The sequence below is a fragment of the Catellatospora vulcania genome (assembly GCF_009720385.1).
In the GTDB taxonomy this organism is placed as follows: domain Bacteria; phylum Actinomycetota; class Actinomycetes; order Mycobacteriales; family Micromonosporaceae; genus Catellatospora; species Catellatospora vulcania.
Map to the genome: position 1 here is coordinate 622,162 of NZ_ML769301.1, position 25,362 is coordinate 647,523.

General features: G+C 71.5%; 22 protein-coding genes. 14 read left to right on the forward strand and 8 right to left on the reverse strand.

What is annotated here, in order from left to right; genetic code table 11:
- The first annotated feature begins 126 nt into the window (after nucleotides 1-126).
- Nucleotides 127-1,167, forward strand: a complete 1,041-nt coding sequence (locus tag F6W97_RS02710; protein WP_155368475.1) for a hypothetical protein — start codon at nucleotides 127-129, stop codon at nucleotides 1,165-1,167.
- 80 nt (nucleotides 1,168-1,247) lie between these two features.
- On the opposite strand, the gene F6W97_RS02715 is transcribed toward F6W97_RS02710, so the two are convergent.
- On the reverse strand, nucleotides 1,248-1,688 hold the full coding sequence (locus F6W97_RS02715; protein WP_155368476.1) for a VOC family protein: 441 nt from the start codon (nucleotides 1,686-1,688) through the stop codon (nucleotides 1,248-1,250).
- Nucleotides 1,689-1,903: 215 nt separating this feature from the next.
- On the opposite strand from F6W97_RS02715, the gene F6W97_RS02720 reads away from it, so the two are divergent.
- The 3 genes from F6W97_RS02720 (at nucleotide 1,904) to F6W97_RS02730 (ending at nucleotide 5,268) form a co-directional block, all read left to right on the forward strand.
- Nucleotides 1,904-3,700, forward strand: coding sequence for a bifunctional metallophosphatase/5'-nucleotidase (locus F6W97_RS02720; RefSeq protein ID WP_155368477.1), 1,797 nt, complete (start codon nucleotides 1,904-1,906; stop codon nucleotides 3,698-3,700).
- Nucleotides 3,701-3,767: 67 nt separating this feature from the next.
- Nucleotides 3,768-4,277, forward strand: a complete 510-nt coding sequence (locus tag F6W97_RS02725; RefSeq protein ID WP_155368478.1) for a mycothiol transferase — start codon at nucleotides 3,768-3,770, stop codon at nucleotides 4,275-4,277.
- 157 nt (nucleotides 4,278-4,434) lie between these two features.
- Nucleotides 4,435-5,268, forward strand: coding sequence for an alpha/beta fold hydrolase (locus F6W97_RS02730; protein WP_155368479.1), 834 nt, complete (start codon nucleotides 4,435-4,437; stop codon nucleotides 5,266-5,268).
- Nucleotides 5,269-5,323: 55 nt separating this feature from the next.
- Here the strand turns inward: F6W97_RS02730 and F6W97_RS02735 are convergent, their stop codons facing one another.
- Complete coding sequence (locus tag F6W97_RS02735) at nucleotides 5,324-7,015, reverse strand: pectinesterase family protein (protein ID WP_155368480.1); 1,692 nt, start codon at nucleotides 7,013-7,015, stop codon at nucleotides 5,324-5,326.
- Between the two features lie 77 nt (nucleotides 7,016-7,092).
- Nucleotides 7,093-7,230 (reverse strand): hypothetical protein, encoded by a 138-nt coding sequence (locus F6W97_RS02740; protein ID WP_155368481.1) that lies wholly within the window; start codon nucleotides 7,228-7,230, stop codon nucleotides 7,093-7,095.
- Nucleotide 7,231: 1 nt separating this feature from the next.
- On the opposite strand from F6W97_RS02740, the gene F6W97_RS02745 reads away from it, so the two are divergent.
- Together F6W97_RS02745 and F6W97_RS02750 are read left to right on the forward strand one after the other, a co-directional pair.
- Nucleotides 7,232-7,579 carry a hypothetical protein gene (locus F6W97_RS02745; RefSeq protein ID WP_155368482.1) on the forward strand — a complete coding sequence of 116 codons (348 nt, stop codon included), beginning with the start codon at nucleotides 7,232-7,234 and terminating at the stop codon, nucleotides 7,577-7,579.
- A gap of 353 nt (nucleotides 7,580-7,932) precedes the next feature.
- A complete protein-coding gene (locus F6W97_RS02750; RefSeq protein ID WP_196278944.1) occupies nucleotides 7,933-9,993 on the forward strand; it encodes a putative bifunctional diguanylate cyclase/phosphodiesterase in 2,061 nt (686 codons plus the stop codon).
- A 41-nt stretch (nucleotides 9,994-10,034) separates the two neighbouring features.
- On the opposite strand, the gene F6W97_RS02755 is transcribed toward F6W97_RS02750, so the two are convergent.
- Together F6W97_RS02755 and F6W97_RS02760 are read right to left on the reverse strand one after the other, a co-directional pair.
- A complete protein-coding gene (locus F6W97_RS02755; protein WP_230686354.1) occupies nucleotides 10,035-11,795 on the reverse strand; it encodes an extracellular solute-binding protein in 1,761 nt (586 codons plus the stop codon).
- 26 nt (nucleotides 11,796-11,821) lie between these two features.
- Nucleotides 11,822-13,207 carry a serine/threonine protein kinase gene (locus F6W97_RS02760; protein ID WP_155368484.1) on the reverse strand — a complete coding sequence of 462 codons (1,386 nt, stop codon included), beginning with the start codon at nucleotides 13,205-13,207 and terminating at the stop codon, nucleotides 11,822-11,824.
- A 237-nt stretch (nucleotides 13,208-13,444) separates the two neighbouring features.
- Here F6W97_RS02760 and F6W97_RS02765 point away from each other — a divergent pair, with 237 nt between their 5' ends.
- Nucleotides 13,445-14,761, forward strand: coding sequence for a ThuA domain-containing protein (locus F6W97_RS02765; protein WP_230686355.1), 1,317 nt, complete (start codon nucleotides 13,445-13,447; stop codon nucleotides 14,759-14,761).
- 286 nt (nucleotides 14,762-15,047) lie between these two features.
- Nucleotides 15,048-16,916: a CASTOR/POLLUX-related putative ion channel gene (locus F6W97_RS02775; protein ID WP_155368486.1), complete on the forward strand. Its 1,869-nt coding sequence runs from the start codon at nucleotides 15,048-15,050 to the stop codon at nucleotides 16,914-16,916.
- A gap of 15 nt (nucleotides 16,917-16,931) precedes the next feature.
- Here the strand turns inward: F6W97_RS02775 and F6W97_RS41175 are convergent, their stop codons facing one another.
- Entirely contained in the window at nucleotides 16,932-18,260 is a 1,329-nt protein-coding gene (locus F6W97_RS41175; RefSeq protein WP_196278945.1) for a vWA domain-containing protein, read from the reverse strand.
- A 136-nt stretch (nucleotides 18,261-18,396) separates the two neighbouring features.
- On the opposite strand from F6W97_RS41175, the gene F6W97_RS02785 reads away from it, so the two are divergent.
- From F6W97_RS02785 to F6W97_RS02800, 4 genes are read left to right on the forward strand one after another with little or no spacing between them, the layout of a single operon-like run.
- A complete protein-coding gene (locus F6W97_RS02785) occupies nucleotides 18,397-18,579 on the forward strand; it encodes a hypervirulence associated TUDOR domain-containing protein (RefSeq protein WP_330164950.1) in 183 nt (60 codons plus the stop codon).
- Nucleotides 18,569-18,904 (forward strand): DUF3140 domain-containing protein, encoded by a 336-nt coding sequence (locus F6W97_RS02790; protein ID WP_155368489.1) that lies wholly within the window; start codon nucleotides 18,569-18,571, stop codon nucleotides 18,902-18,904. The genes F6W97_RS02785 and F6W97_RS02790 overlap by 11 nt, the downstream gene beginning before the upstream one ends.
- Before the next feature lie 42 nt (nucleotides 18,905-18,946).
- Entirely contained in the window at nucleotides 18,947-20,140 is a 1,194-nt protein-coding gene (locus tag F6W97_RS02795; protein ID WP_155368490.1) for an MFS transporter, read from the forward strand.
- A 37-nt stretch (nucleotides 20,141-20,177) separates the two neighbouring features.
- Entirely contained in the window at nucleotides 20,178-20,879 is a 702-nt protein-coding gene (locus F6W97_RS02800; protein WP_196278946.1) for a DUF998 domain-containing protein, read from the forward strand.
- 9 nt (nucleotides 20,880-20,888) lie between these two features.
- On the opposite strand, the gene F6W97_RS02805 is transcribed toward F6W97_RS02800, so the two are convergent.
- Nucleotides 20,889-21,980, reverse strand: coding sequence for a lysylphosphatidylglycerol synthase transmembrane domain-containing protein (locus F6W97_RS02805; protein WP_196278947.1), 1,092 nt, complete (start codon nucleotides 21,978-21,980; stop codon nucleotides 20,889-20,891).
- Nucleotides 21,981-22,311: 331 nt separating this feature from the next.
- Nucleotides 22,312-22,905 (reverse strand): TetR/AcrR family transcriptional regulator, encoded by a 594-nt coding sequence (locus F6W97_RS02810; protein ID WP_230686356.1) that lies wholly within the window; start codon nucleotides 22,903-22,905, stop codon nucleotides 22,312-22,314.
- A gap of 86 nt (nucleotides 22,906-22,991) precedes the next feature.
- On the opposite strand from F6W97_RS02810, the gene F6W97_RS02815 reads away from it, so the two are divergent.
- Nucleotides 22,992-24,833 (forward strand): MDR family MFS transporter, encoded by a 1,842-nt coding sequence (locus tag F6W97_RS02815; RefSeq protein WP_230686357.1) that lies wholly within the window; start codon nucleotides 22,992-22,994, stop codon nucleotides 24,831-24,833.
- A 17-nt stretch (nucleotides 24,834-24,850) separates the two neighbouring features.
- Complete coding sequence (locus tag F6W97_RS02820; RefSeq protein WP_330164951.1) at nucleotides 24,851-25,345, forward strand: universal stress protein; 495 nt, start codon at nucleotides 24,851-24,853, stop codon at nucleotides 25,343-25,345.
- Nucleotides 25,346-25,362 lie beyond the last annotated feature (17 nt).

Genomic DNA, 25,362 nt, shown 5'->3' on the forward strand with positions numbered 1-25,362 from the left:
CGTGATGCCACCGGCCGCCCGAGACTTTTCGGCTCGGACACCTGCCTGTAGCCCCGATGTAGGGCGAATGTAGGCAATGCCGTCATCGTGAACCGGTCGGCTGTCCATCGGTGGGAAGGAAGCCCCATGCCGGTTCGTCACCGCAGGTTCGCTCACGTCGCCGGGCTGGCGGCGGTGCTGCTCGCCGCAGGTCTCGCGGCGCCTGCCACATCAGCTGCCGCGCCGGCCCCGGCTGCCCCGGCGGCCGCCGTCGCGGACCGGGTGCTGCGGGTCTACAACAACAACATCGAGAACCTGGTGACCAACAACGCCGACGGGTCGTGCACCCGCATCTCCGGCCCGGACCACCTGACCTCGATGCTCGTCGACGACGCCGGCAAGACCGGCACCAGCGGCGTGGTCGCGCCCGACATCCTCATCGTGCAGCAGGTGCGTGGCAGCGGGCAGGCCTCGGCCTACGCCGACCAGCTGTCGGCGAAGTTCGGCTACCCGGCGGGCACGTACAAGGCGATCGTGGTCTGGGACGACCCCGAGCCGTGGGGCGGCACGCACCGGTGCGACGACCAGTCCCTGGGCGACCTGAAGAAGAAGCAGACCAACGGGATCATCTACAACACGCAGCGGCTCAGCCTGGCGTCCGGCGACGTGTCGGCGTACTGGAGCGCGGGCTGGCTCAAGCCGGGCACGGCTTACGACAACGGTGCGGGATGCACCCTGTACAAGCCGCCGAACAACGACGACGGCAGCACCGACGAGTGGAAGTGGAAGCGCACCAGCGCCATCGCCGCCCGCTTCACCGTCAAGGCGACCGGCACCAGCGTGTTCGTGGCGACCATGCACCTGCCCCAGGAGAACCGGCAGAACGCCTGCGCGGGCGCCGGCGACAAAGGCATCGGCAGCACCGGCATCCACCTCGGGGCGGACGCCACCTCCCTGCTGAACGCGTCCACGATCCGGATCGTCGGCGTCGACGCCAACCGCACGGGCATCCCGGCCAGCACGCTGAGCACGTACGGGATGACCGGCTACGGCACGAAGGCGACCAACGGCTCCAGCAAGATCGACTACCTGTTCATCAAGGGCGCGGTCCAATCCTCGCCGATCGGCCACACCGTCGGCACCACCAAATCCAACCACCTCGCCCTCTACGGCTTCATCCCCTTCTGACGGAAAGGAAGGGCGCCTTCACATCGCCATGCGTTGTAGAAGGTGCCCTTCCTGACGGTCGGTGGGTTCGGGTTGGGCGGTCAGTCTGTCGGGCGGCTGAAGTCGGGCAGGATCAGCGATCCGTCCGGGGCCAGGGTGAAGCCCGGATTGTGGGCGATCTCCCAGACGTGGCCGTCCGGATCGGTGAAGAAGCCCGCGTAGCCGCCGTAGAAGGTCTCCTGGGCGTCCTTCGTCACCGCCGCCCCGGCCGCGACCGCGACCGCCATGATCGCGTCGACCTCGGCGCGGGTGCGCACGTTGTGCGCCAGGCACACACCGCCGAAGCCGTCACCGCCCGGATCCTGGACACCGGCGTCGGCGGCGACCTTGTCCCGGCCCCAGAGCACCACCGCGATGCCGCCGGTCTGGAAGAACACGGTCTGCTCGATCTCCTGGCCGTGCCAGCCGAGCCGCTCGTAGAAAGCCCGTGCCCGTGCCAGATCCGCGACCCCGAGCGTGACGATGCTGATGCGCTGCTCCATCACTGCACGGTAGCGCCCAAGGTCGTCGGACTTGCCGGGCAGACGGGCGAAAGCGGGTCCAAGATACGAGCATCTGCCCGGCAAGTCCGACGATCAAGCGGGACGGCCGGTGGCGGGCCAGCGGTGTTGGTCGATCGGGTGGCACGGGACTAGCCGTTTGGTTAGGGTGCGGGGCGGCGCCCCACCGGGCGCGACCCCCATGGAAAGGCGCGAACATGACCTCCCCCTCCGGTATGCCGTCGCGGCGGCAGCTGCTCACCGGCGCGGCCGCGGCCGTCGTCGCCGGGCCGCTGGTCGCCGCCGTTCCGGCCCAGGCGGCCGGGCACGGGCAGCCGCAGACCTACGACCTGACGGTCCTCGGCACCTCCGACACCCACGGCAACGTCTTCAACTGGGACTACTACCGCGACAAGGAGTACGACGACAGCGCGCACAACGACGTCGGCGTCGCGAAGGTGGCCACCCTGGTCAACCAGATCCGCGCCGAGCGCAAGGGCAAGGCGACGCTGGTCCTCGACGCGGGCGACACCATCCAGGGCACCCCGCTGGCGACGTTCTACGCCAAGCAGGAGCCGATCACCTCGACCGGTGAGCGGCACCCGATGGCCCGCGCCATGAACGTCATCGACTACGACGCCATCACCCTGGGCAACCACGAGTTCAACTACGGCCTGCCGCTGCTGGACCTGTGGATCCGCCAGCTCGGCTTCCCGGCGCTGGCCGCCAACGCGGTCAAGGCGCGCTCCGGCCGGCCGGCGTTCACCCCGTACGTGATCAAGAAGGTCTCGCTGGGCCACGGCGCGCCGTCGCTGCGGGTGGGCATCCTGGGCCTGACCAACCCCGGTGTCGCGATCTGGGACAAGGCCAACGTCGAGGGCAAGCTGCGCTTCGAGGACATGATCGCGACCGCGGCGAAGTACGTGCCGATCATGCGCGACCGCGGCGCGGACGTCGTGCTGATCTCCGCGCACGGCGGCGACAACGGCGTGTCCAGCTACGGCGACCTGCTGCCCAACGAGAACCCGACCGCGCTGATCGCGCAGCAGGTGCCCGGCATCGACGCGATCCTGTTCGGCCACGCCCACAACGAGGTCGTGGAGAAGTTCGTCGCCAACGAGACGACCGGCGAGCTGGTGCTGCTGTCCGAGCCGTCCAAGTGGGGCCAGCGCGTCACCCGGATGGACTTCACGCTCAGCCGCGAGCGCGGCCGCTGGAAGGTCACCGCCAAGCACGCCACCATGCTGAACACCAACACCGTCGTCGAGGACCCGAAGGTCGTCGCCGCGGTCAAGGCGCAGCACGACAAGACCGTGGCCTACATCAACCAGGTGGTGGCCACCTCGGTCGTCGAGCTGTCCGCGGAGAAGTCCCGCTACCTCGACACCCCGATCCTCGACTTCATCAACAAGGTGCAGACCGACACGGTGGCCGCGGCCATGGTCGGCACCCCGCAGGCGGGCCTGCCGGTGCTGTCGATCGCCGCGCCGTTCAGCCGCACGGCCCTGTTCCCGGCCGGCGACGTGAAGATCAAGGACCTCGCCGGGCTGTACATCTACGACAACACCCTCGAGGCTGTCGTGCTCACCGGCGCCGAGGTGCGGGCGTACCTGGAGTACTCCGCCAAGTACTTCCGGACGCTCGCCCCGGGCGCGCCGGTCGACCCGGCTGCGATCAGCGAGCCGACCGTGCCGGACTACAACTACGACACGTTCTCCGGCGTCGACTACGAGATCGACATCAGCAAGCCGGTGGGGCAGCGCATCACGGTGCTCAACCACGCGGGCGCGACGACTCCGGTCGCCGACGCCGACCAGTTCGTGGTCGCGGTGAACAACTACCGGCGCAGCGGCGGCGGCGGCTTCCCCGGCATCGTCAAGACGCAGGTTTACAACGAGCAGCAGGAGATCCGCCAGCTGCTCATCGACTGGGCGCAGGCCAAGGGCACGATCGACCCGGCCGACTTCTTCCAGCAGAACTGGCGCCTGGTCCGCGAGGGCGTCCCGGTCTTCTGACCCGCGTGTACGGCGCGCGGGGCCGGTCTTCGGTCCCGCGCGCCGCGTTCGGCGGCATACTCGACAGGTGACCGACTCCCCGCCCAGCCCGACCGCGCCGATCGGCTCCCGCAACGAGGTGTTCGCCGCGTACCTCGACTACTTCCGGGCCGACATCATCACCACCGTCGAAGGGCTGTCCGAGGCCGAGCAGCGCAACAGCCGGCTCGCGTCCGGCTGGACACCGGTGGAGCTGCTCAAACACCTGCGGTATGTCGAGCTGCGGTGGATCACGTGGGGTTTCGAGGGCCGTGACGTCGGCTACCCGTGGGGCGACCGCCGCGACGACCGCTGGCACGTGGACCCGTCCGAGTCGCTGATCGAGCTGGTCTCGGTGCTGCGGGCGCAGGGCGAGCACACCCGCGAGGTCGTGCTCGCCACGGACCTGTCAACGGTCGGGCAGCCCGGCGAGCGCTGGGACGGCGCCGAGCCGGCCACCCTGGAGCGGGTGCTGTTCCACCTGGTGCAGGAGTACGCCCGCCACGCCGGCCACCTCGACATCGTGGCCGAGCTCGCCGCCGCCGACACCCCTGCATGATCGTCTGGTAACGTGACCGCGCACGCGACCGACCGAGGAGGTGAGACCCATCAACGCGACAACAGGCTGGGTGCTCCCCCTCCACAAGGCAGTGCGGTCCATCTGACGTAGGTGGCCGTCGGGGCGCCCGTGAGGCATCCCCGAAAGGCGACTCCCTATGACGACCTATTTCGGCTCCGACGGAGCCACGCTGCACTACGACGAGCTGAACCACGGCGACGGCAGCCCGGTGATCGCGCTCGCCGGTGGCGCGGCCATGCATCCGCGATACCTCGGCGACCTCGCCGGGCTCGGCGACACACGGCCTCTGATCCTGCCCCACCTGCGCGGCGTGGGACGCTCGCCGCTGCCGGAGTCCGCGGAGACGGCGTCGTTCTGGCGGCAGGCCGAGGACGTCGAGCAGTTGCGTGTCCACCTCGGTCTGGACCGGTTGCTCCTGCTGGGCCATTCGGCGGGGACCCGGCTGGCGATCAGCTACGCGGCGCGGTACCCGGACCGGCTCGCGGGCCTCGTGCTCGTCACACCGCCCGCCGGTTACCTGGTCGACGAGCCGTCCGACACCCCGGCGATGATCGACGCGCGGCGCGGTGACCCGGTCTTCGACGCCGCGGTCGCGGCCTGGGCGACCGGCCCCGGCACCCACGACGACGCCGGCTTCAACGCGTGGTACCGGCTGGTCGCCCCGCTCGGCTACGCGGCGTGGGGCGAACGCGAGCAGGCCCATGCGGCGACCGCGCTGTACAGCTTCGCCGCGAACCGGGCCTACTTCAGCGTCGAGCCGCCCGCGGACCTCGCGCAGCGACTCGGCGAGGTCACCGCGCCCGTGCTGGTCGTCGCAGGTGCGCAGGACTGCAGCGCCGGGCTCGCCCCGGTGCGTGCGCTGTGCGGGCTCTTCCCGGCGGGTGAGTTCGCCGTGATCGAGCGGTGCGGGCACCACCCGTGGGTCGAACAGCCCGCCGCCTTCCGCGCCGCCCTCCACGGTTTCCTGTGAAAGGAAGGGCACCTTCACATCGCTATGCGTTGTAGAAGGTGCCCTTCCCATCAGTTCAGCTGACGGGGTTCCAGCCGTCGCTGCCGGCCAGGTACGCCTGGGCGGTGAACTGCGGGGCGTTCGCGTCGGCCAGCTGCGGCCGGTCGGCGGTGACGGTGGAGCCGGGGCCGGTGTTGTGGTACTCGAAGAACCGGGCGTCCCGCCAGGAGAAGCCGGACATGTCCGTCCAGGGCGAGCCCTTGATGTGCGCGCCGAGCACCGAGTCACGGAAGAGCACCTGCGCGATCGCGTTCACGTCGCCGCTGGGGTGCCACGGCCGTCCGAGGTGGACGCTCTGCGCGGCGACGCCGGACGCAGTGGTCAGCGTGCACTGGGTGAACAGGTAGCCGTACGGGTTGGTGATCGTGGTCGAGGCCGCGGTGACGTACCCGTTGTTGTCCGCCGATCCGCGGTTCAGCGAGCGGATCTCGCAGCGGTCGAAGACGGCCGTGCCGCGGCCGAAGATGAAGTCGACGTCGCCTTCGATGTAGCAGTTGCGGTAGTACGCCCGGCTGACGGTCGCCGCGTTGGGGGAGCTGGGCTGCAGGGTGTCCTGGTTGCCGAGGATCCGCACGTTGTCGAAGACGAGGCGGTCGCCGCGGGTCGTCACGGCGACGGCCTGCTCGGCGCTGTAGTCGTGGGCGGCCTCGTCGAAGGTGTTGGAGAAGGTGAGGTTGCGGGCGGTGAAGTCGTTGCCCTCCAGCATGACCGAGGTGCTGCCGGTGGTGCCGTAGGTGCCGCTGCCGTCGGGCTTGGGCGTGCCGCTGGCGTTGTCGTAGGTGATGACGACGTCGGTGGCGTTGCCGGTGCTGCCGACGAACGAGACGAACGGCTTGTTCGCGGGCACGGTCACCAGCTCCCGGTAGGTGCCGGGTTTGATGCTGATGGTGACGCGGCTGGTGTTGTTCGCGGGTACGGCGTCGACGGCGGCCTGCACCGTGGTGTGGTGGCCGCTGCCGTCCTTGGCCACCACGATCGCGCCGACCGGTGGCGGGCTGGCCGACGGCGAGGGCGACGGGCTGCTCGACGGCGAGGGCGAAGCCGGGGGAGAGGCGCTGGGGGAGGGGGCTGCGCTGTCGGACACGGTCACGTCGTCGAAGGACGCGGCGGCGTAGAAGGTCGCGACACCGATCCCGCCCGTGGCGAATTGGCCGTCGGTTGCGGTGAGCGCGGTCGCGCCGTTGACCGTGCCGCGCAGCGCGGTCCCCGACACCGACAGCGACAGGGTGTACCAGGTGCCGGCGGTGACGGTGACCGAACCGGTGGCCAGGGTGGTCGACGAGCCGCCGACCAGCTTCTTCAGCTCGACGGTGTGATTGGACCGCAGGGCCAGATAGTAGTAGCTGGTGTTCGACTGCGCGCGGGCGATGAGGGCGGTGAACCGGTTCGACCCGTTGAAGGCGGTGGGCTTGACCCGGGCGGTGACGGTGTAGTCCCGCCAGGACGACGACCCGGCTCGCGCGCGGGCGTCGGAGCTGGTGCCCGACTGGCGCAGCACCTTGCTGCCGTCGGTGGTGACGGTCCAGCTGCCGCCGGAGGAGGTCCAGCCGGTCGAGTTGCCGTCCTCGAAGTCGTCGGCGTAGAGGGTGGCCGCCGCGGCGCCGGCGGTGAAGGTCAGCGTGGCCGCGGCGGTGGCCAGGGCCAGGCCCGCGGCGGCGGTCGCCGCCGTTCGCCAGCGTGCGCGGCGGGGACTGTCGGTGATGGTCATGTGTCGGCTCCACTCTGTGGGGCGTCGGCGTCCCCTCGGGGACGCCGCACGAAATGGAAAGCGCTTTCCGCCGCAACCTACGCGGCCGCCATCGTGATGTCAATCGATGCGCGAGCCGCGCGGGACAGCCAGGCGGCAGTGCGGCGGATCACGTCGTCGGCGCGATGATCGATGCTGCTGTCGGGCCGTTCCGGGCAGGGCGTATCGTCCACCACGGTGGCCGATCATCGTTGCGGCACACCGGTCGACATGGAGGTGTCGGTGACCGAGTCGGTGGCGCACAACGCGCCGGAGAGCGCCCTGCCGGCAGGGCTGGCGGTGAGCCACCAGACGGCCCTGGACATCATGGGGATCGCGATCGTGTGCTACTCCGTCCTCATCGAGCAGGAAGAAGTCGGGCCCGCGCCCGACGCGGACCGGGTGGCCAAGTGGGAGCGCGAGATCGAGGTCGTCGCCGAACTCCGCCGCACCCTGGACCCGCGCGACACCGCACGCGTGCAGCGCCTCGCCGACGAGCACGCCGTCCTGGTACGCCGCCTCGATCGGATGATCGACGACCACTGACTCGGTCCGCCCGCCAAGATCGCTCGACTTGCCTGGCGCCCGTGCGTATCTTGACCCCGCATTCGCCCGCTTGCCTGGCAAGTCGAGCGATTTCGGCCAGTGCGGCGGTCGCGCGCTGGGAATCGCCCGATCGGGCTGATGGGGCGCATCGGCGGCGGTTCTGCGTCCATTCCCCGGCAACCGAAGTTGTGGGGGAAATCTGAGTAAAGCGTGGATTACTCGGATTTCCCGTTTTGCTCGGTTAGGCTGGCGGCTCGTGTGATCTCAGCCCACGAGGTGCCTTGGAGGGCGATGTGACGCCACTGGCTGTAAGTGGCCTGCCCCTGATCCGACGACCGGCAATGGTGCCGGCCGTGTTGACGTTGACCGGAGTCGTGCTGGCGGCCCTCACCCTGGCGCAGGTTCCGCTCGCCATGGAGAAGGCCCCGTTCTGGGTGATGGCGTTCCTGGCGCTGGCCGCCGCCACCGTCACCTACCTGCCGGCCACCGGCAAGGCCCTCGGCGCGGTGATCAGCCCGTCCCTGGTCTTCACCTTCGCGATCCTGCTGTGCTGGGACCTCGGCCCGGCCATCGTGGTCCAGACGCTCGCCGTGGCCGTGATCGCCGTCCGGGCCCGCCAGCCCTGGCGCGACGCCGCGCTCAGCGCCGCCCGGTACGCCGTCGCCTTCGGCGCTGCCTACCTGGTGCTGCTGGTCGGCGAGCCCAACCCGTTCCACACGGTGAACATGGCCGACCTGGTCAACGACACCGTCGCCGTGGCAGGCGCGGCCCTGGTCTTCGTGGCCGTCTACGGCTGGCTGGTCACCGTGACCCAGCGGCGCACGGCGCCCGCCGGCCGCGGCCTGCCGCCGGGGAGCCTGCGCGAACGCCTGCTGGCCATGCGCGACCCGGCCGTGCACCTGGGCGCGCTGACCATGCTGAGCCCTGTGCTCGCGGTCACCGGCCACGTCAGCCTCGGCTTCGTGCCCCTGGTGATCATGCCGCTGTACGCGGTCGAGCGCATGGCGCGCCTGTCCACCGAACGCCAGCGGGCCGCGCTCACCGACCCGCTCACCGGGCTCGGCAACCGGGCCAGCCTGCAGTCGGCGTACACCGAGACGCTGGCCGAGCCGCTGCGCCAGGGACAGGGCCCGACCCTGCTCCTGCTCGACCTCGACGGCTTCAAGTACGTCAACGACTCGCTCGGCCACGAGACCGGCGACCAGCTGCTCACCGCGGTCGCCGAGCGGCTGCGCGGCGGACTGCCCGCCGGTGCGCTGGTCGCCCGGCTCGGCGGCGACGAGTTCGGCGTGCTGCTCGACGAGGCCGACGCCGACCGGGCCCTGCAGGCCGCACAGCGCATCAGCGCCGCCGTCAACGGCCCGGTCCGGCTCAGCGGCCTCGAGGTCGAGGTCACGGCCGCGGTCGGGGTCGCGGTCAGCCCGCAGCACGGCGAGGACTTCGCCACCCTGATGCGCCACGCCGACATCGCCATGTACGAGGCCAAGCGCGACAACGTCTGCGTGGCCCTGTACCGCCCCGGCACCGACCGGCACCCGCAGCGCCTGGCCCTGCTGGACCAGGTGCGCCACGCCATCGTGACCGAGGACCGCACCCGCATCGCCGTGCACTACCAGCCGCAGGCCGACCTGGCCACCGGCCGGATCGTCGGCGTGGAGGCGCTGCTGCGCTGGACCGACCCGACCGGCCGCCCCGTCTCACCCGCCACGGTGATCTCGGTCATCGAGCACACCCCGGTGATGCACCAGCTCACCGACCGGATCATCGACGACGCCGTGGCGCAGGCCGGGCGCTGGCGGGCCGCCGGGCTCGACCTGCGCACCTCGGTCAACGTCAGCATCCGCGACCTGTTCCGCGACGACCTGGTCGAGCGGCTGCGCGACCGGCTCAACGAGCACCGGGTGCCTGCCCGCATGGTGCAGCTGGAGATCACCGAGAGCGCCCTGATGGCCGATCCGGCCCGCGCCATGCGGACCATCGACCAGCTGCGTGATCTCGGCGTCGGCCTGGCGCTGGACGACTTCGGCACCGGGTTCTCGTCCCTGCAGCACCTGCGGATGATCCCGCTCGACGAGATCAAGATCGACCGGTCGTTCGTCGCGGGTATGACCTCCGACCAGCACGACAGCGCTATCGTGTCGTCGGTCATCGCGCTGGCCGGCACGCTGGGGCTGCGTACCGTCGCCGAGGGCATCGAGGACGCGCAGACCCGGCGGCAGCTGCGCGACGCCGGCTGCTCGCTGATGCAGGGCTACCTGCTGTCGCCCGCGGTGCCGGCCGAGCGTATCCCCGACCTGGTCGCCGCCGCCGCGGCGAAGTCGTCGGCAGCGCTGTCCGAACTCGCCACGCAGCACCGACTGCCGGTGACGCCCGCGCCCGCGCACTACCCGGAGCAGGCCGGCGCGCGCTGCTGACACTCACCTGACCGCGACCCGGCAGAGGTCGGCGGGGCGTATCAGAAGCTGCTGAGCAGCTTCACGAAGGCCTCGTCGACCTTCTCCGGGTCCTGGGCGTCGAACGCCTTGCCCGCGCCGGCGGCCGCGATCTTCTCCAAGGAGAGCAGGTCGGAGGCCTTGTCGAACGCGATGCAGAAGACCTTCACCGGCCGGTCGGGGTCGAGCTCGATGTCGCGCAGCAGCTTGTTCAGGTCGTTGTCCTCCGGGTACTCGTTCTCCCCGTCGGTCAGCACGACCACCGCGTTGATCCGTGAGCGGTCGTAGTTGTCGAGCATGTGCCGGTGCGCGGCCCGGATGGTCGTGTACAGCGCTGTGCCGCCGCCCGAGCGCACCTTGTCCAGCTTCGCGCCGAACTGGTCGTCGTCCAGCCGCGCCAGCGGCAGCTGCTCCCGGTAGGGCTTCGCCGCCCCGTCGAGCTTGGAGGAGAACGACCACAGCCCGACCCGGTCCTCGCTGTTGAGCAGCTCGATGCCCTTCTTGGCGGCGGCCGTCGCGTAGGCGAGCCGGGTGAGGTTCGTGTTGCCCACCTTGTTCGACGTCATCGAACCGGACACGTCGACCGTCATCAGGATGTTGGCCTTCTTGCGCAGTGTCGCCCAGCCCTCCTTGATGCCCTGCACCACCTCGGGCGACGGCGGCTCGAAGTAGGTGCCCGCGGCCTTGTTGCCGCCCACCACACGGACCAGGTCGTCGGAGGCGGCCCGCTCGTGGTCGCGGAATCCGATGGCCGCGAACTCCCGCTGCTGCGGCTTCTCCTGCAGGAAGGCGAGGAAGTCCGCGGCGGCGGCCCGCTGCGCCTCGTCGGCCTGCGGCAGCACCACGTACGGGTGGTCGAGGTTGAAGGTGCCTTCCTTCGGATTCAGCGCCACCAGCTGCTCGTTGGGCTTCTTGCCGTTGCTCAGCGCGCCCGTGTTGTAGAGGTAGACCAGCTCCTCCTGGGTGACGACGGCGCTGAGATCGGAGCCGGCGGCCCCGTCGACCTCGGCGAGATCCGCGGCGGCCAGCGCGCGCAGCAGGTCGACCACGTCGTCGCTGTAGTGCGAGACGTTCGCCTCGATCTGGCGGACGAACCTGGTCACCTTCGGGTCGCGCAGGTCGGCGGTGGTGAGGTCACTGGAGGTCTTCGTCGCGGCGTAGTACGTCGCGATGGTCGCGGCCAGGCCAGAGGTGGACAGGTTGGGGTTGTCCTTGCCGAAGGTGAACCGCTTCCACTCCGGCTTGCCGAACTCGGCCCAGCCCTGCTCGCCGGACATGCCGAGGATGTCGCCCCAGCCCAGGGGCCCCTGCTGCTGCAGGTAGCGGGCCTTGGTCGCGGGCATCGCGATCACCAGCGGGCTGTTGGCGATCGACTCGTACTCGCCGCCGGTCTGCACCTGGTGCCCGGCGGCCTGGTCGAGCAGTTGCAACTGGCCGGTCCACAGCGTCGACGTCGGCAGCCACACCTGCGGCCGCGGGCTGCCCGTGCCCGACAGCGCGCCCCAGTCCCCGGCCAGGGCCTGCATGGCCTGCCCGGAGGTGAGACCGGTGACGGTGACGTCGGCGCACCGGTCGCCGAAGCGCCGCCGGCTGCCGTTGTACCGCTCGGCCAGGTCCTTGACGAGTTCGCTCTTCTCGGTGGACGAGACGACGTCGAGCGCCACGCAGTCGCTGCGGTCCCCGGCGACCGCCGAGACGTACGTGTAGGAGCCCGCGATCAGGGCGAAGCCGACGGTCGCGGCGAAGGCGACCGGCAGCCACCGCTGGGTCCGGCGCGAAGCCATGGCAATCCTCCTGTGTCGCGGTCGGGTCAGCTGTGGTCGGGCCGGCCGTCGTCGAGCGCGACGGCCGTGAACAGGCGCACCAGGTAGACGACGACGAGCACGCCGCCGCCGACGGCAGCGCCGGTCCCGGTCTGCCCCGACGGGACGTAACCGGCCGCGAAACCGCCCGCGCCGAGGACGAGCGCGGTGGCGATGCCGAGCGGGTCGCCGATCTGCCGCAGCAGCCGCCGTGACCGGGAGGCCCGGCCACCGGCGGAAGCCTGGGGCTCGGCTCGGCCGTGGCTGCCCGCCGACGGCGGGGTCACCGCCGGCGCGGTTCTGGTGGCCGGGGGCTGCGGCACCGCGGGGGCATGCGGCGACGCCGCGTTCGGATCGGTGGGCAGCCGGGGCGCGGTGACGGTCGGCGGGGCCGGTTGCGCGGCGGTCGCGGTGACGGCAGCCGTGGCGGTCGGCTGCGGGGTGGTCGCCGTCGGTGCGGGCGCCGCGGCGGTGGGGGAGTCCTGCCCCGGCTGGAGCAGGGCCGTCGCCGCGTCGCTGCCCTCCTGGAGCGCTTCGACCAGCGGCACCGGCGCGGCCGGGGCGGCCTCGTGGCCGAGCAGGCGCATCAGGACCTGCTGCGCGCTGGGCCGGGCGTGCTGGTCCTTGGCCAGGCACGCGACGACGAGCGCGCGCAGTGTCCCGGTCAGATTGTCCAGGTCGGGCGGCTCGGACAGCACCCGCGCCATCACCGTGGCCATCGAGTCATGCCCGAACGGCCCCCGCCCGGACGAGGCGAAGCCGATGGTCGCCGCCCAGCCGAAGATGTCGCATGCCGGACCGACGTCCACATTGTGGAACCGCTCCGGCGCCATGTACGGCACGGTGCCCATCACGTGGCCGGACATGGTCTCCGCGCCGAGCGCGCGGGCGATGCCGAAGTCGATGACGCGCGGGCCGTCGCCGCCGAGGATGACGTTGTCGGGCTTGAAGTCGCAGTGCACGATCCCGGCCTGGTGGATCGCCGCCAGCGCGGTCGCGGTGCCGACGGCGAGCCGGTAGAGCGCGTTGTCCGGCAGCGGCCCGTGGTCGCGGACCTGCTTGTGCAGCGTCGGTCCCGCGATGTACTCGCTGACGACGTACGGCAGCTCGGTGTCGATCTCGGCGAACAGGATCTGCGCGGTGCAGAACGGGGTGACCCGCCGGGCGGCGGCGATCTCCTTGGCGAACTGCGCCTTGGCTTTCGGGTTGTGCTGCAGGTCGACGTTGATCGTCTTGACCGCGACGAGGCGCTCGCTGCCGTCGGCGCCGAGGTAGACGACGCCCTGCCCGCCCTTGCCGAGCCGTCCCAGCAGCCGGTACGGGCCGAGGGTGCGCGGGTCGTGGCTCGTCAGCGGACTGACGTCGGGAACGAGGTCGTCCGCCGTGCCGGCCATCTGCCCTCCTGAATCCCGATGATCCACCAACGAGCCGCAAGGATAGCGCCGCCGGTCCACCGTGGTTACCCGGAGGTGAGTTCTCCTCACGGGATGGACGCGTCATCCGAATAGGAAATCAATCTTGCCTATCGACGAATCGTCAGTTAAGAATGTTTACGAACGGTTTCACCAGGCGGTCCTGGAGGGGCAGAACCCGTTCCTCGCCCCGCTATGCACGAAACCGGAGGAACCGTCGTGTCCCGAACACTGCACAACACCGCCAGGTGGTGGCTCGCCGCGCTGGCCGCGCTGCTGACCGCGATCACGGCCACGCTCGTCGCCGGGCCGGGCACCGCCCAGGCCGCGCCCGCGTTCAAGGTGCTCGCCTTCTACAACGGCACCTGGGACGCCGCCCACATCGACTTCGACAAGGAGGCGCTGGTCTGGTTCCCGCAGGCCGCCGCGCAGAACAACTTCACCTGGGAGGCGACCACCGACTGGAGCCGGCTCAACACCGGCAACCTCGCCCAGTACAAGGTGATCATGTTCCTGGACGACGCGCCGCCGTCCGGGCAGCGGGCCGCGTTCCAGCAGTACATGCAGAACGGCGGCGCGTGGATGGGCTTCCACGTGACCGCGTTCAACACCGACCCGAACACGTGGAGCTGGTACTACAACACGTTCCTGGGCACCGGCGCGTTCGTCTCCAACACCTGGGGCCCGACCAGCGTCACCATGCGCACCGAACGCGCCCACCCGTCCACCACGCGGCTGCCCGCGACCTGGACCTCGGCGGTCAGCGAGTGGTACTCCTGGCGCAACGACCTGCGTCAGAACTCCAGCATCGACATCCTGGCCTCGATCGACGCGAGCAGCTACCCGGTCGGCACCGACCCGAACCAGACCTGGTACAGCGGCTACCACCCGCTGATCTGGACCAACCGCAACTACAAGATGCTGTACGCGAACTTCGGGCACAACGCGATGAACTACAGCACCAACACCCGGCTGTCCTCGACGTTCGCCAGTGAGGTGCAGAACCGCTGGCTGATCGACGGCCTGCTGTGGCTCGGCGGGGTCACCCCCGGTCCCAGCCCCACGGCCTCCCCGTCGCCGTCGGCGTCGTCGGGTCCGATCTCGCCGACCGCCTGGTACAGCCTGGTGAACCGCAACAGCGGCAAGTGCGTCGACGCCCGTGCCGCGGCGTCGGCCAACGGCACGGCGATCCAGCAGTACAGCTGCAACAGCTCCAATGCCCAGCAGTACCGCTTCACGCCCACCACCGGCGGGTACTCCCACGTCGACATCCGGCTCAACAGCGCCCGCTCGCTCGACGTGACCAACGTGTCCACGGCCGACAACGCGCCGATCCAGCTGTGGACCTACAGCGGCGGCAACAACCAGCAGTGGCAGCCCGTCGCCGAGGGCGGCGGCTACTACCACCTGGTCAACCGCAACAGCGGCAAGTGCCTCGACGTGCCGGCGGCGTCCACGGCCGACAGCGTCCAGCTCGTGCAGTACGCCTGCAACGGCACCGGCGCGCAGTCGTTCCGGCTGGTACAGCAGCCGTAACCGCAGGGGAGGGCGGGCGGGGCGGGGGGGGCGGGCCCCCCCCCCCCCCCCCGGCCCCCGCGGGGCGCCCCCCCCCCCCCGGGCGGGGGCCGCGCCGGGCGGGCCCCCCCCCCCCCCCCGGGGGGGGGGGGGGGGCGCCCCGGTGCCTCGGGCACCGGCCCGCTCCGTCGTTACCGGCCGGTCCGCGACCCCGCCGCGGGGCGCGTCCGGCCGCCATTAGAGTGAGCCGGCACCTGGATCGACAGCAACGCATGCCCCCTCCCTGCGTTCAAAGGACCTCCAGCTCATGGCCCGTCGAGTGAGCCTCCGCGCCCGGATGCGCTACTGGTTCGACAACACCATGTCCCGCGGCACCACCGGGCTCATCGGCTGGCTCGCCGTCGCCTCGTTCGGCCTGGTGCTGCTCGTCACCGTGGCCATCGAAATCGTCGCCCCGAGCACCATGGACGGTGACCCGCTGCGCGTGCTGTGGTCCACCTTCGTCACCGCCTTCAGCCTGTCCGCGCCGACCGACGCCGACTGGATCGTCCTGCCGATGTGGTTCGTGCTGGCGCTGGGCGGCATCTTCGTGGCGAGCGCCCTGATCGGTCTGCTCACCAGTGGCATCAACCGCCGCCTGGAGCAGCTGCGCAAGGGCCGCTCGGCGGTGCTCGAACGCGACCACACGGTGGTGCTCGGCTGGTCCGACCAGATCTACACGGTGATCACCGAGATGGTGGAGGCGAACTCGAGCCGCCGCCGGGCCGCCGTGGTCGTGCTCGCCGAGCAGGACAAGGTGACCATGGAGGACCGGGTCGAGCACCGTATCGGCGCCACCGGCCGCACCCGGCTGATCTTCCGCACCGGCAGCCCGCTGGACCTCAAGGACCTGGAGATGGTCAACCTCAACGAGGCCAGGTCGATCATCGTGCTGGCCCCGGACGGCGCGACCGCCGAGGACGCCGACGCGTACGTGCTCAAGACCCTGCTGGCCATCAACAAGGGCCCGGCGTTCCGGGGCCGCCCGCACCACGTCGTCGCGGCGGTACGCGACAGCCGCAACCGGGCCGTCGCCAAGCTGGCCGGCGGCGACGCGATCGTGCTCGACGGCGACGACATCGGCGCGCGGCTCATCGTGCAGACGGCCCGGCAGTCCAAGCTGTCGGTGGTCTACCACGACCTGTTCGACTTCGGCGGCGACGAGATCTACATGACCGTCGAGCCGAGCCTGGTCGGGCGGCCGTTCGCGCAGGCGCTGCTGGCGTACAGGCAGTGCTGTCCGCTGGGGCTGCTGCTGGCCGACGGCAAGACCGTGCTCAACCCGCCGCCCGGCACGATGATCAGCCCTGGCGACCGGATCGTGCTGCTGGCCCGCGACGACTCGATGGTCACACTGGCGAACGCGCCGTTCGCCGTCGACGACACCGCCATCGTGCACGGGGTGCGCGGCCCCGCCGCTCCGGAGAGCACGCTCATCCTGGGCTGGAACCGCCGCGCCGCCCGGATCGTCGAGCAGCTCGACGTCTACGTGGCGGCCGGTTCCACGGTCGACGTGGTCACCGACCGGGCCGACGCGAACCCCGCCGTAGGACGGCTCGCGACCCGGCTGCGCCACTTGCAGATCCGCTCCAAGGCCGGCGACACCCGCGACCGCGGGGTGCTGGAGTCGCTGGACGTGGCGTCGTACCACAACGTGATCGTGCTGTCCGACGACGACCTGGACGCGCTGACCGCCGACTCGCGGGTGCTGGTCACCCTGCTGCACCTGCGCGACATCCTGGCCGGGCGCGGCCCGGGGTCGATCGTCAGCGAGATGCGCGACGACCGCGACCGGGCCCTGGCCCAGCTGACCAAGGCCGACGACTTCGTGGTCAGCGAGCAGCTGGTGAGCCTGCTGATGACCCAGATCTCGGAGAACCGCCACCTGGAGTCGGTGTTCGCGGACCTGTTCGACGCCGACGGCGCGGAGATCTACATCCGGCCCGCGAGCTACTACCTGCGGGCCGGGGCGACGATCACCTTCGCGACGGTCGTCGCGTCGGCCGCCCGGCGGGGCGAGGTCGCCATCGGCTACCGGGTGACCGACAGCGGCGACGGGCACGGGGTGGTCCTCAACCCCGACAAGGAGCAGCTCATGCCGCCCATCGACCGGGTGATCGTCCTGTCGAGCAGCTGACCGGCGTGGCGGCGATCAGCTGCGACCGGACGTCGGCGGCGCAGCGTTCGGCGGCTCGTTCGTGTAGCCACCCGTGGTCGGCGGCAGCGTCCGGCCACGGCTGCGCGACTTGTACGACGAGTCCGACGAGGAGTACTTCGCCGCCCGCGCGATCATGCCCTGCTCGGTCTGCTGGGCCAGGTAGTTCAGCGACGACACCTCCTCGTCCAGGTCCGCGCGCAGGTTGGGCGGGGCCGCGGCCAGGGCGTCCGTGACCGCGCCCTGCGCCCGGCGGATCTCGGCCAGCGCCGCGTCCGAGGCCCCGGCGCTCAGGTGCCGCGACGCCAGGCGCTTGGCCTCCTGGACCTGCAGGTACACCAGCTCGGTGCGCACCACCGGGTCCGGGACACGGCCCGCGGCCTGGTCGCCCGGCACGACGTTGACGTGCAGCGGCACGGTGACCGTGTGCTGGGTCAGGCTCGGCAGCTCGACCCAGGTGAACTCGCAGGTCGCGACCTGGGCCAGGCCGAGCGCGGCAATGGCCGGGATGTCGAAGACCAGCAGCAGCTTGCGCGTCTCGTCGGCGTAGAAACCGCCCAGCTCGGCCAGCACCGTGTTCCCGGTCGCGGTCACCGGCAGGTCGTTGACGATCCGCACGGCCCGCACCTGCGGAGACAGCGTGATCTGCAGCGAAGCGGCCTGCGCGGTCTGCGACAGCAGCCCTTCGACCTCACCGGCGATCAGGGCGGAGGCGGTGTCGGCCTCCTCGGCGAACAGCTCGTTGCCGACGCCGCCGCGGGCGATCGCCGACAGCAGCCGCTCGTCGTAGCCGAGTCCGAAGCCGAGGGTGGTCGAGGTGACCTTGTCCGCGTACGCCTTCGCGGCGACGCCGCCGAGCGCGGCCGGGTCGGTGACCCCGGCGTTGGCGTGCCCGTCGGACACCAGCAGCAGCCTCGCCCCGCCCGCCCCGGCGACCCGCTTGGCCTCCTGCAGCCCGCGCAGGTAACCCGCGGACAGGTCGGTGTTGCCGCGGGCCTGCAGCTCGGCGATCGCCCGCTTCACCGCGAGCTTGTCGGTGAGCTTCCCGGCGGGCACGGTCACCTCGACCCGGTCGTCGAAGGCGACCAGGCCGAAGTTGTCCTGCGGGTCCAGCCGGTCGACCAGGCTGATCAGCGCGGTCTTCGCGCCTTCGAGCCGGGCGCCGCTCATCGACCCGCTGCGGTCCAGCACCACCTGCAGCGTGGACGGCGGGCGCGGCCCGGCGGCCGCGGGAGCCGGCGGCGCGGTCAGCTCGATGAGCACCGACAGCTGATCCTCGGTCTCCACGGCGACGACGTCGACGTCCAGATGCGCGGTGATGTGCACGAGGTCTCCTTCGGACGGCGAAACGGGGCCGGATGCACAGTAGGAGGCCGCGTCCAGTGGCCGAGGTTTGGCGGGCGGGCGGGCGGGAACGAAGGCCCGCATGGGGGAGCACAAGAAACTTCGCAAAGGCGACAAAGTGACATGGCGTAGCCACGGCCAGACCGTGCACGGCACCGTCGAGGAGAAGATCACCGACCGCGGCGAGGCTGCCGGACGCTCCGTCGCCGCCACCGAGGAGGACCCGCAGTACCGGGTGACCAGCGACAAGACCGGCCGCGACGCGGTGCACAAACCCGAGGCACTGCGCCGTGAACGCTGACGAGCGCGACCAGACCCACCACGACTTCGCCGAAGTCGTGAACATGACCGCAGGCGAGCTGGAGAAGTGGCTCGACAGCGCCGACTCCAAGGCGGTCGGGCAGAAGGACGGCGGGGGCGAGTCGACCGGGCACGCCTCCGGGCGGCGCATCGTCGGCCTGCTGCGTGCCAAGAAGGCGGAACTCAGCGATGCCGACCTCGCCCACATGCGCAAAGTCGTCGGGTACGTGCTCCGGCACCTCGCCCAGCGCCCGTCCGGCGACATCGCCGACACACCGTGGCGGTACTCCCTGATGAACTGGGGCCACGACCCGCTGAGCAGATAAACGGCTTTGCGCGATCATGATCACGCGCTCTAGGGTGCGTGCGTGCGTGACACACCCCGGGTCGTGTGGATCCTCGCTGTCGGACGATTCGTCAACGCCGCCGGGTCATTCGTCTTCACGTTCCTGTTCCTGTATCTCACCGGCCCGCGGCAGCTGCCACTGGAACTGGCGGGCCTGATCAGCGGCGCGCTCGGCGTCGGCCTGCTCGCCGGCAACTTCACCGGCGGGTGGTTCGGCGACCGGTACGGCCACCGCCGGGTCATGCTGCTCGCCTCCACCATCGCCGGTGTCGTCACCCTGCTCATGCCGTGGACGCCGGTGGCCCTGCTGGCCGTGTCGACGGCACTGCTCGGCTACAGCGGCGCGACCGCGGGCACCTCGCAGGGCGCGCTGACCGCGCTGGCCGTGCCCGCGGGCGACCGGCGGCGGGCCGTCGCGATCAGCCGGGCCGCGTTCAACGCGGGCTGCGTCATCGGCCCGCCGGTCGGCGCGCTGCTCGCCGTGGAGCACTTCACCGCCCTGTTCGTCATCGACGGCCTGGTCATCCTCGCGGTCCGGGCGGTCACCGCGGCCCTGCTGCGGGCCGAACCCGAACGTCTGCCCACCCTCGCCGGGGACCGGCCCGCCGGGCTGTGGCGCAGCGTGCTCGCCGACCGCGGCCTGCTCATGCTGCTGCCCGCGATCGTCGTGGTCGACGTCGTCTACCGCCAGCTGTACTCGACGCTGCCGGTCTACCTGCGTGACAACGGCCAGGCGCTGACCGTGTACGCGACCGTGCTCGCCGTCGGCTCCGGGCTGATCCTGCTGCTGGAGATCCCGGTGACCATGCTGCTGCGGCGGCTGCCCGCGACCGGGATTATCGCCGTGGGATACGCGCTGGTCGGCGCCGGCATGGCACTGTTCGGCCTCGGCTCCACCGCGGCGGTGGTGATCGCCGCGATGGTGGTGCTGACGGCCGGGGAGATCCTCTACAAGACCACCGCCACCGCGCACGTGCTCGACCGCGCCCCGACCGAGCTGACCGGCCGCTACCAGGGCCTCTACAGCGGCGCGGCGACCAGCGGCACCATGCTGGCCGCGCCGCTGGGCGCGCTGCTCTACGGCGTCGCCCCGGGCGCCCTGTGGCCGGTGTGCGCCCTGCTGGCGCTGGGCTGCGGTGTGCTCGCCTGGCGTTCGGGCAAGGCCGGGGCCTACGCCGGCACTCCCGTCGCGGAACCGGCGACGGCCTCCGCCTGACCCCCGCGCCGACCTCCGATACGCGATGATCGGGGGTATGCCGTCCGCCGCACTCGCCCGAACGTTCGCCGCCGCCGGGTTCGCCGCCGTCCTTGCCGGGGTGCTGGCCGTGTCCGCGCTGCACGTGCTCCCGCCGACGGCGGCGATCAGCCCGATCCGCCGCACCATCAGCGAGTACGCCTACTTCGAGACCGGCTGGGTGTTTAACCTCGGCGTGCTGGTCCTCGCCGCGGGGTCGCTGGCTGTGTTCGCCGCGCTGGCGTACGCCCGGCTGGTGCGGCCCGCCTCGTTCGCCGCGCTCGGTCTGCTGCTGTGGTCGGCGGGCCTGGCCGCGGTGGTGTACTTCCCGAAGCACGACTGGTCCGTCGGGCCGTCGACGCACGGGACCATCCACCGGATGGCGAGCCTGGTCGCGTTCGTGAGCCTGCCGCTGGGCGCGCTGCTGGTCACCCTCATGTGGCGGCGCGAGCGGCGCTGGCGGGGCAGCGTCTGGCTGACCGCGATCCCCGCGCTGGCCGCCCTCGCCTTCTTCGGCGTCATCGCCGGGGCGTACCTGCTCACGCCGTACACCGGGCTGCCGTGGTGGGACGTCATCCCACTCGGCTTCGTGGAGCGCGGGCTGGCCACCTTCGAGGTGCTCACGGTGCTGGCGCTGGGCCGCTGGGCGTGGCGCGCTTCGGCCGGGCCCCGCGACGGCGAGGTCGCCGCTGAACCGGTCGCTCAGCCGTCCAACGGGTAACGCGCAGGTTCAGGACGCCGACGGCATCGCGGCGGCGGCTGCCGGGACCGGTGCAGGCGCCGCCGCAGGCGGCGTGTGGCGGTCCGCACGGCGCAGGAACGCCCAGGTGGTGAGGCCCGCCGGGATGACGAGCCAGCAGGACAGCAGCCGGTAGCCGAGCACGGTCGCGGCGGCCGCGGCGGGCTCCGCGCCGGCGGTGGTCAGCGCGGCGAGCAGGGTCGCTTCGATGACGCCGATGCCGCCGGGCGTGATCGGGATCTGCCGGACCAGCTGCGCCGCCACGTAGACGGTGCCGAGCTGGAGCAGGTCCAGCGGCAGGTGGAAGGCCTGCGCGACCGCGGCGAGGCAGGCCAGGTCGAAGAGCCAGTTGAGCGCCGCGTAGCCCATCGCCGCGGTGCGGTGCCGCAGCGGCATGCTCTCGGCGACCGCCACCACGTCGCGCAGCAGCTGCCCGAGGCGCCGCAGCTGGGTGCGGACGAGGCCGGACGGCAGGGCAGGCTCCGGGCCGCCGGGTGCGGCGGCCACCTCCGGCGCGGTGGCGAGGTAGGCGAGGTCTTCCTCGTCGACAGGCCCGTCGATGGTCAGCGGAGCGCGGGCCCGGATGCGGTGGCGCACCAGCAGGGCGACGGTCGCGGCGCTGACGGCGAGCACGGCGACGGTCAGGACGGGCTGGTCCTGCCAGGTGGACATGGGCGCGGCCAGCAGGGTGAGCAGGAAGCCGGCGACGTAGAGCAGCGCCAGGGCGACGAAGGAGCAGACCCCGGACATGATCATCACGGCGGTCGCGGACTCGCGGCCCGCGCCCCAGCGGCGGTATCGCTGGTAGGCGTACCCGGCGGAGACGGCCGTGCCCGCCGGCATGCTGATGGCCAGCGCGGAGCGGGTGTACGTCAGGGCAAGGGCGGCCCCCAGCCCGGCTCGCACGCCGACGCCCTTGAGCAGGCTCAGCTGCTGCCGGGCGAACAGTGACATCGACACGATCTCGGCCAGCAGCGCGACCCCGATCCAGAGCAGGTCGCCGCCGGCCACGACCGGCTCGATCTGGTCGAGGCCGGGGATCTGGTCGCGGACGGTCTGCAGCGCGAGGACGACCACGGCCACCGGCAGCAGCCTGCGGAACCAGCGCCGCCGGCCCGGCGCGGCCGGTCGGGGCGAAACGGGATCCTCGGGCGACGGCCCCCGCGCGGCGGGCGTGCTCGGCGGAGGGCGACGTCCCGCGATCCGTTCGCCGGGTATCGCGGCCTGCCGGCGCGGGGACCGGTAGGGCCGGACCCGGCGTCGGCACACCTTCGGGGCGGTACGCCGGCGAAGTGCCTTCACGATCACGGACCCTACCGCCGGCGGGGTTCCCGGAGAGCGACTCGTAATCTTGCACACAGCGCAAAATTTGCTGAATGCGGGCGCAGCCTCGTGACCCGCGTCGTGCAGTGGGCTAGACGAACGGTTCGGCGGCGCGGACCAGCCCGGCCCGCACGGCGATGGGCAGGGCCACGCCGCCGCGCTTCTCGACCCACAGGCCGAACACGGTGCGCAGGGTGACCATGAAGACGGCGGCGAGCACGCGGGAGCGCATCGGCTCGTCGGGGTGGCCGGGGTCGCGCGCGGCGATCTCGGCGGCGAGTTCCTGCTCCAGGGTCGCCTGGGTGGCCGCCTGCTGGGCGAGCAGGGTCGGGTGGCGGCGCAGCAGCCGGGTCTGCGCGACCCAGTTCGGGTCGACTTCGCCGATCTGCTCGAACTGCGCCAGGGCCGCGGCGGTGAGCGCCTGCCACGGGGACTCCCCGGCGGGGCGGGCGCGCAGCAGTTCGAGCAGCCCGTTGATGCGCATGCGGTCGCCGTGGAGGAGGGCGTCCTCCTTGTTGGCGAAGTAGTTGGAGAAGGTACGCCGCGACACGTTGGCCTCGTCGGCGATGGCGTCCACGGTCACCGCGTCCAGGCCGCGCTCGACGGCCAGGCGCAGCACGGCTTCGTGCAGGGCCTGCCGGGTCGCTTCCTTCTTGCGTTCGCGCAGGGTCGTCGTCGGCTCCACGAGCAGGAGACGATACCGGCCGGCGTGGTGGAATGCACATCGGGAAACTTTGCACACTGCGCAAGTTTGGTGCCATATTCGATGCCATGAGCAACCCCGGCCACACCCCCCGCCACCTGCGCATGGGCCACCGCGAGATCCTGGAGTCCCTGAGCGGGCTGCTGCTCGTGCTGTTTGTCGCCATGATCAGCTCGACCATCGTGTCGACCGCGCTGCCGCGTATCGTCGGCGAGCTGAACGGCACCCAGACGCAGTACACCTGGGTCGTCACCGCGACCCTGCTCGCCGCCACTGCGACGACCCCGGTCTGGGGGCGCCTGGCGGACATGTTCAGTAAGAAACTCCTGGTCCAGATCGCGATTGTGATCTTCGTGATCGGCTCGCTGCTCAGCGGCTTCGCCCAGGACACCACCCAGGTCATCGCGGCCCGTGCCGTGCAGGGCATCGGCGTCGGCGGCCTGCAGGCCCTGGTGCAGATCGTGATCGCGGCGATGATCCCGCCCCGCGAGCGCGGCCGCTACAACGGCTACCTCGGCGGCGTCATGGCCGTGGCGACGCTGGCCGGGCCGCTGCTCGGCGGCCTGATCGTGGACACCTCGTGGCTGGGCTGGCGTTGGTGCTTCTTCATCGGCGTGCCCATCGCCGCGATCGCCTTCGCGCTGCTGTGGCTGACTCTCGACCTGCCCCGTGGGGCCAGGGTCAAGGCGAAGATCGACTACCTGGGCGCGGCCCTGATCGCGATCGGCGTGAGCACGCTGCTGGTGTGGGTGTCGTTCGTCGGCAACTCGTTCGAGTGGCTGTCCTGGCAGACCTTCGCCATGGTCGGCGCGTCGCTGCTGATCCTGGCCGCGGCCGTGTGGGTGGAACTGCGGGCGGAGAGCCCGGTCGTGCCGATCACCGTGATCAGCAAGCGGGTCCCCGCGCTGTCCATCCTCGCCAGCCTCGCGGTCGGCATGGCCATGTTCGGCGGCTCGGTCTTCCTCGGCCAGTACTTCCAGATCGGCCGCGGGTACACCCCGACCGAGGCAGGCCTGCTCACCATGCCGATGATGCTCGGCGTCCTGATCTCCTCGACCGTCACCGGCCGCATGGTCACCAAGTCCGGCAAGGTCAAGCCGTACATCGTCACCGGCGCGATCGTGCTGGTCGCCGGCTTCGGCGGGCTGTCCTTCATCGACCACGACACTCCGCTGGCCATGATCGGCACCGGCATGCTGCTGGTCGGTCTGGGCGTCGGCATGACCATGCAGAACCTGGTGCTCGCGGTGCAGAACACCGCCGCCATGAAGGACCTGGGCGCGGCGACCGGATCGGTGACCTTCTTCCGCTCGCTCGGCGGCACGATCGGCGTCTCGGTGCTGGGCGCCGTGCTGGCCAACCGGGTCCAGTCGATCATCGCCGCGCACCTGGCCGCAGCGGGCCTGCCCGCGGGCTCGGGCGGCGGCTCGCTGAACCTCAAGACGCTGCCCCCGGCTGCCCAGGCCATCGTCCGGGAGGCGTACGGCGACGCCACCGGCCACATCTTCCTCATCTCCGCGGCCATCGGCGTGGTCGGCGTCATCGCCGCGCTGCTGCTGCCCGAGATCGTGCTGCGCTCCGGCGCCGAGGCCCCGGCTCCCGCGCCGACCGAGCCCGCACCGGTGGCCCAGGTTCCATCACACGCCGACGCCCGCTCGCACGCTCCGTTGCCGGCGCACGCCTGCGAGCCGTCGGCAGCGACGCGCTCTCACGTCTACGCGGGGCAGTCGCAGGCGGCGGAGCGGGCACCCGTCGGCGCGCCGGCACACGGCTACGCGCCGGCCACGGTTCGGGTGCCCAGCGGCTTCGGTCCCGTCCCGGGCAACGTGCCGAGCACTTCGGCGACACGCGCGCACGCGCCGACCGCCGCGGCGGCCGTGTTCGGCGAGTCCGCTCCGGCGCTGGGCTGAGCAGGACAGGCCTGGCCGTGGACCTCCCGCAGCAACGCACCGAGCACTACGGCCCGGCGGCGGCCCCGTGCGCCTTCGAACGCGGCACCGACGGACCACGCATGATCATGGTCGGGGTCGACGGCACCCCGCCGTCCGAGCGGGCCGCCGCTTACGCCGCGGGGCTGGCCCGCCGCCAGCGCAGCCGCCTGGTCGTGGTGTTCGTGGGGGAGTCGGCCGGGCTGGTCAACGCGATCTACGGCCAGGCGGCCGTGGCGGCCGCGGAGACCGCCGAGGAACTGGCCGCGGAGCTGCGGGAACAGGTGCGCGAGGCGGCGCAGGAGCTGGGGCTGCCCGTCTCGTTCGTGGTGCGCAGCGGTGACCCGTACGCGGAGCTGCGGGCCGCGGCCGATGAGCTGAAGGCGGACATGCTGGTCGTCGGGGCGTCCGCGCAGGCGGGGCACCGGTTCGTGGGCTCGGTGGCGACCCGGCTGGTCAAGCAGGGGCGCTGGCCGGTGGTCGTGGTTCCCTGACCAGCCGGCCGGTCGGC

What these genes read in the sequence shown, in the direction of transcription:
- F6W97_RS02815 (WP_230686357.1), top strand. Translation starts at nt 22,992, where the DNA reads ATGAGCAACCCCGGCCACACCCCCCGCCACCTGCGCATGGGCCACCGC.
- F6W97_RS02760 (WP_155368484.1), bottom strand. Translation starts at nt 13,207, where the DNA reads ATGGCCGGCACGGCGGACGACCTCGTTCCCGACGTCAGTCCGCTGACG.
- F6W97_RS02735 (WP_155368480.1), bottom strand. Translation starts at nt 7,015, where the DNA reads ATGACCATCACCGACAGTCCCCGCCGCGCACGCTGGCGAACGGCGGCG.
- F6W97_RS02775 (WP_155368486.1), top strand. Translation starts at nt 15,048, where the DNA reads ATGGCCCGTCGAGTGAGCCTCCGCGCCCGGATGCGCTACTGGTTCGAC.
- F6W97_RS02715 (WP_155368476.1), bottom strand. Translation starts at nt 1,688, where the DNA reads ATGGAGCAGCGCATCAGCATCGTCACGCTCGGGGTCGCGGATCTGGCA.
- F6W97_RS02720 (WP_155368477.1), top strand. Translation starts at nt 1,904, where the DNA reads ATGACCTCCCCCTCCGGTATGCCGTCGCGGCGGCAGCTGCTCACCGGC.
- F6W97_RS02710 (WP_155368475.1), top strand. Translation starts at nt 127, where the DNA reads ATGCCGGTTCGTCACCGCAGGTTCGCTCACGTCGCCGGGCTGGCGGCG.
- F6W97_RS02730 (WP_155368479.1), top strand. Translation starts at nt 4,435, where the DNA reads ATGACGACCTATTTCGGCTCCGACGGAGCCACGCTGCACTACGACGAG.
- F6W97_RS02755 (WP_230686354.1), bottom strand. Translation starts at nt 11,795, where the DNA reads ATGGCTTCGCGCCGGACCCAGCGGTGGCTGCCGGTCGCCTTCGCCGCG.
- F6W97_RS02800 (WP_196278946.1), top strand. Translation starts at nt 20,178, where the DNA reads ATGCCGTCCGCCGCACTCGCCCGAACGTTCGCCGCCGCCGGGTTCGCC.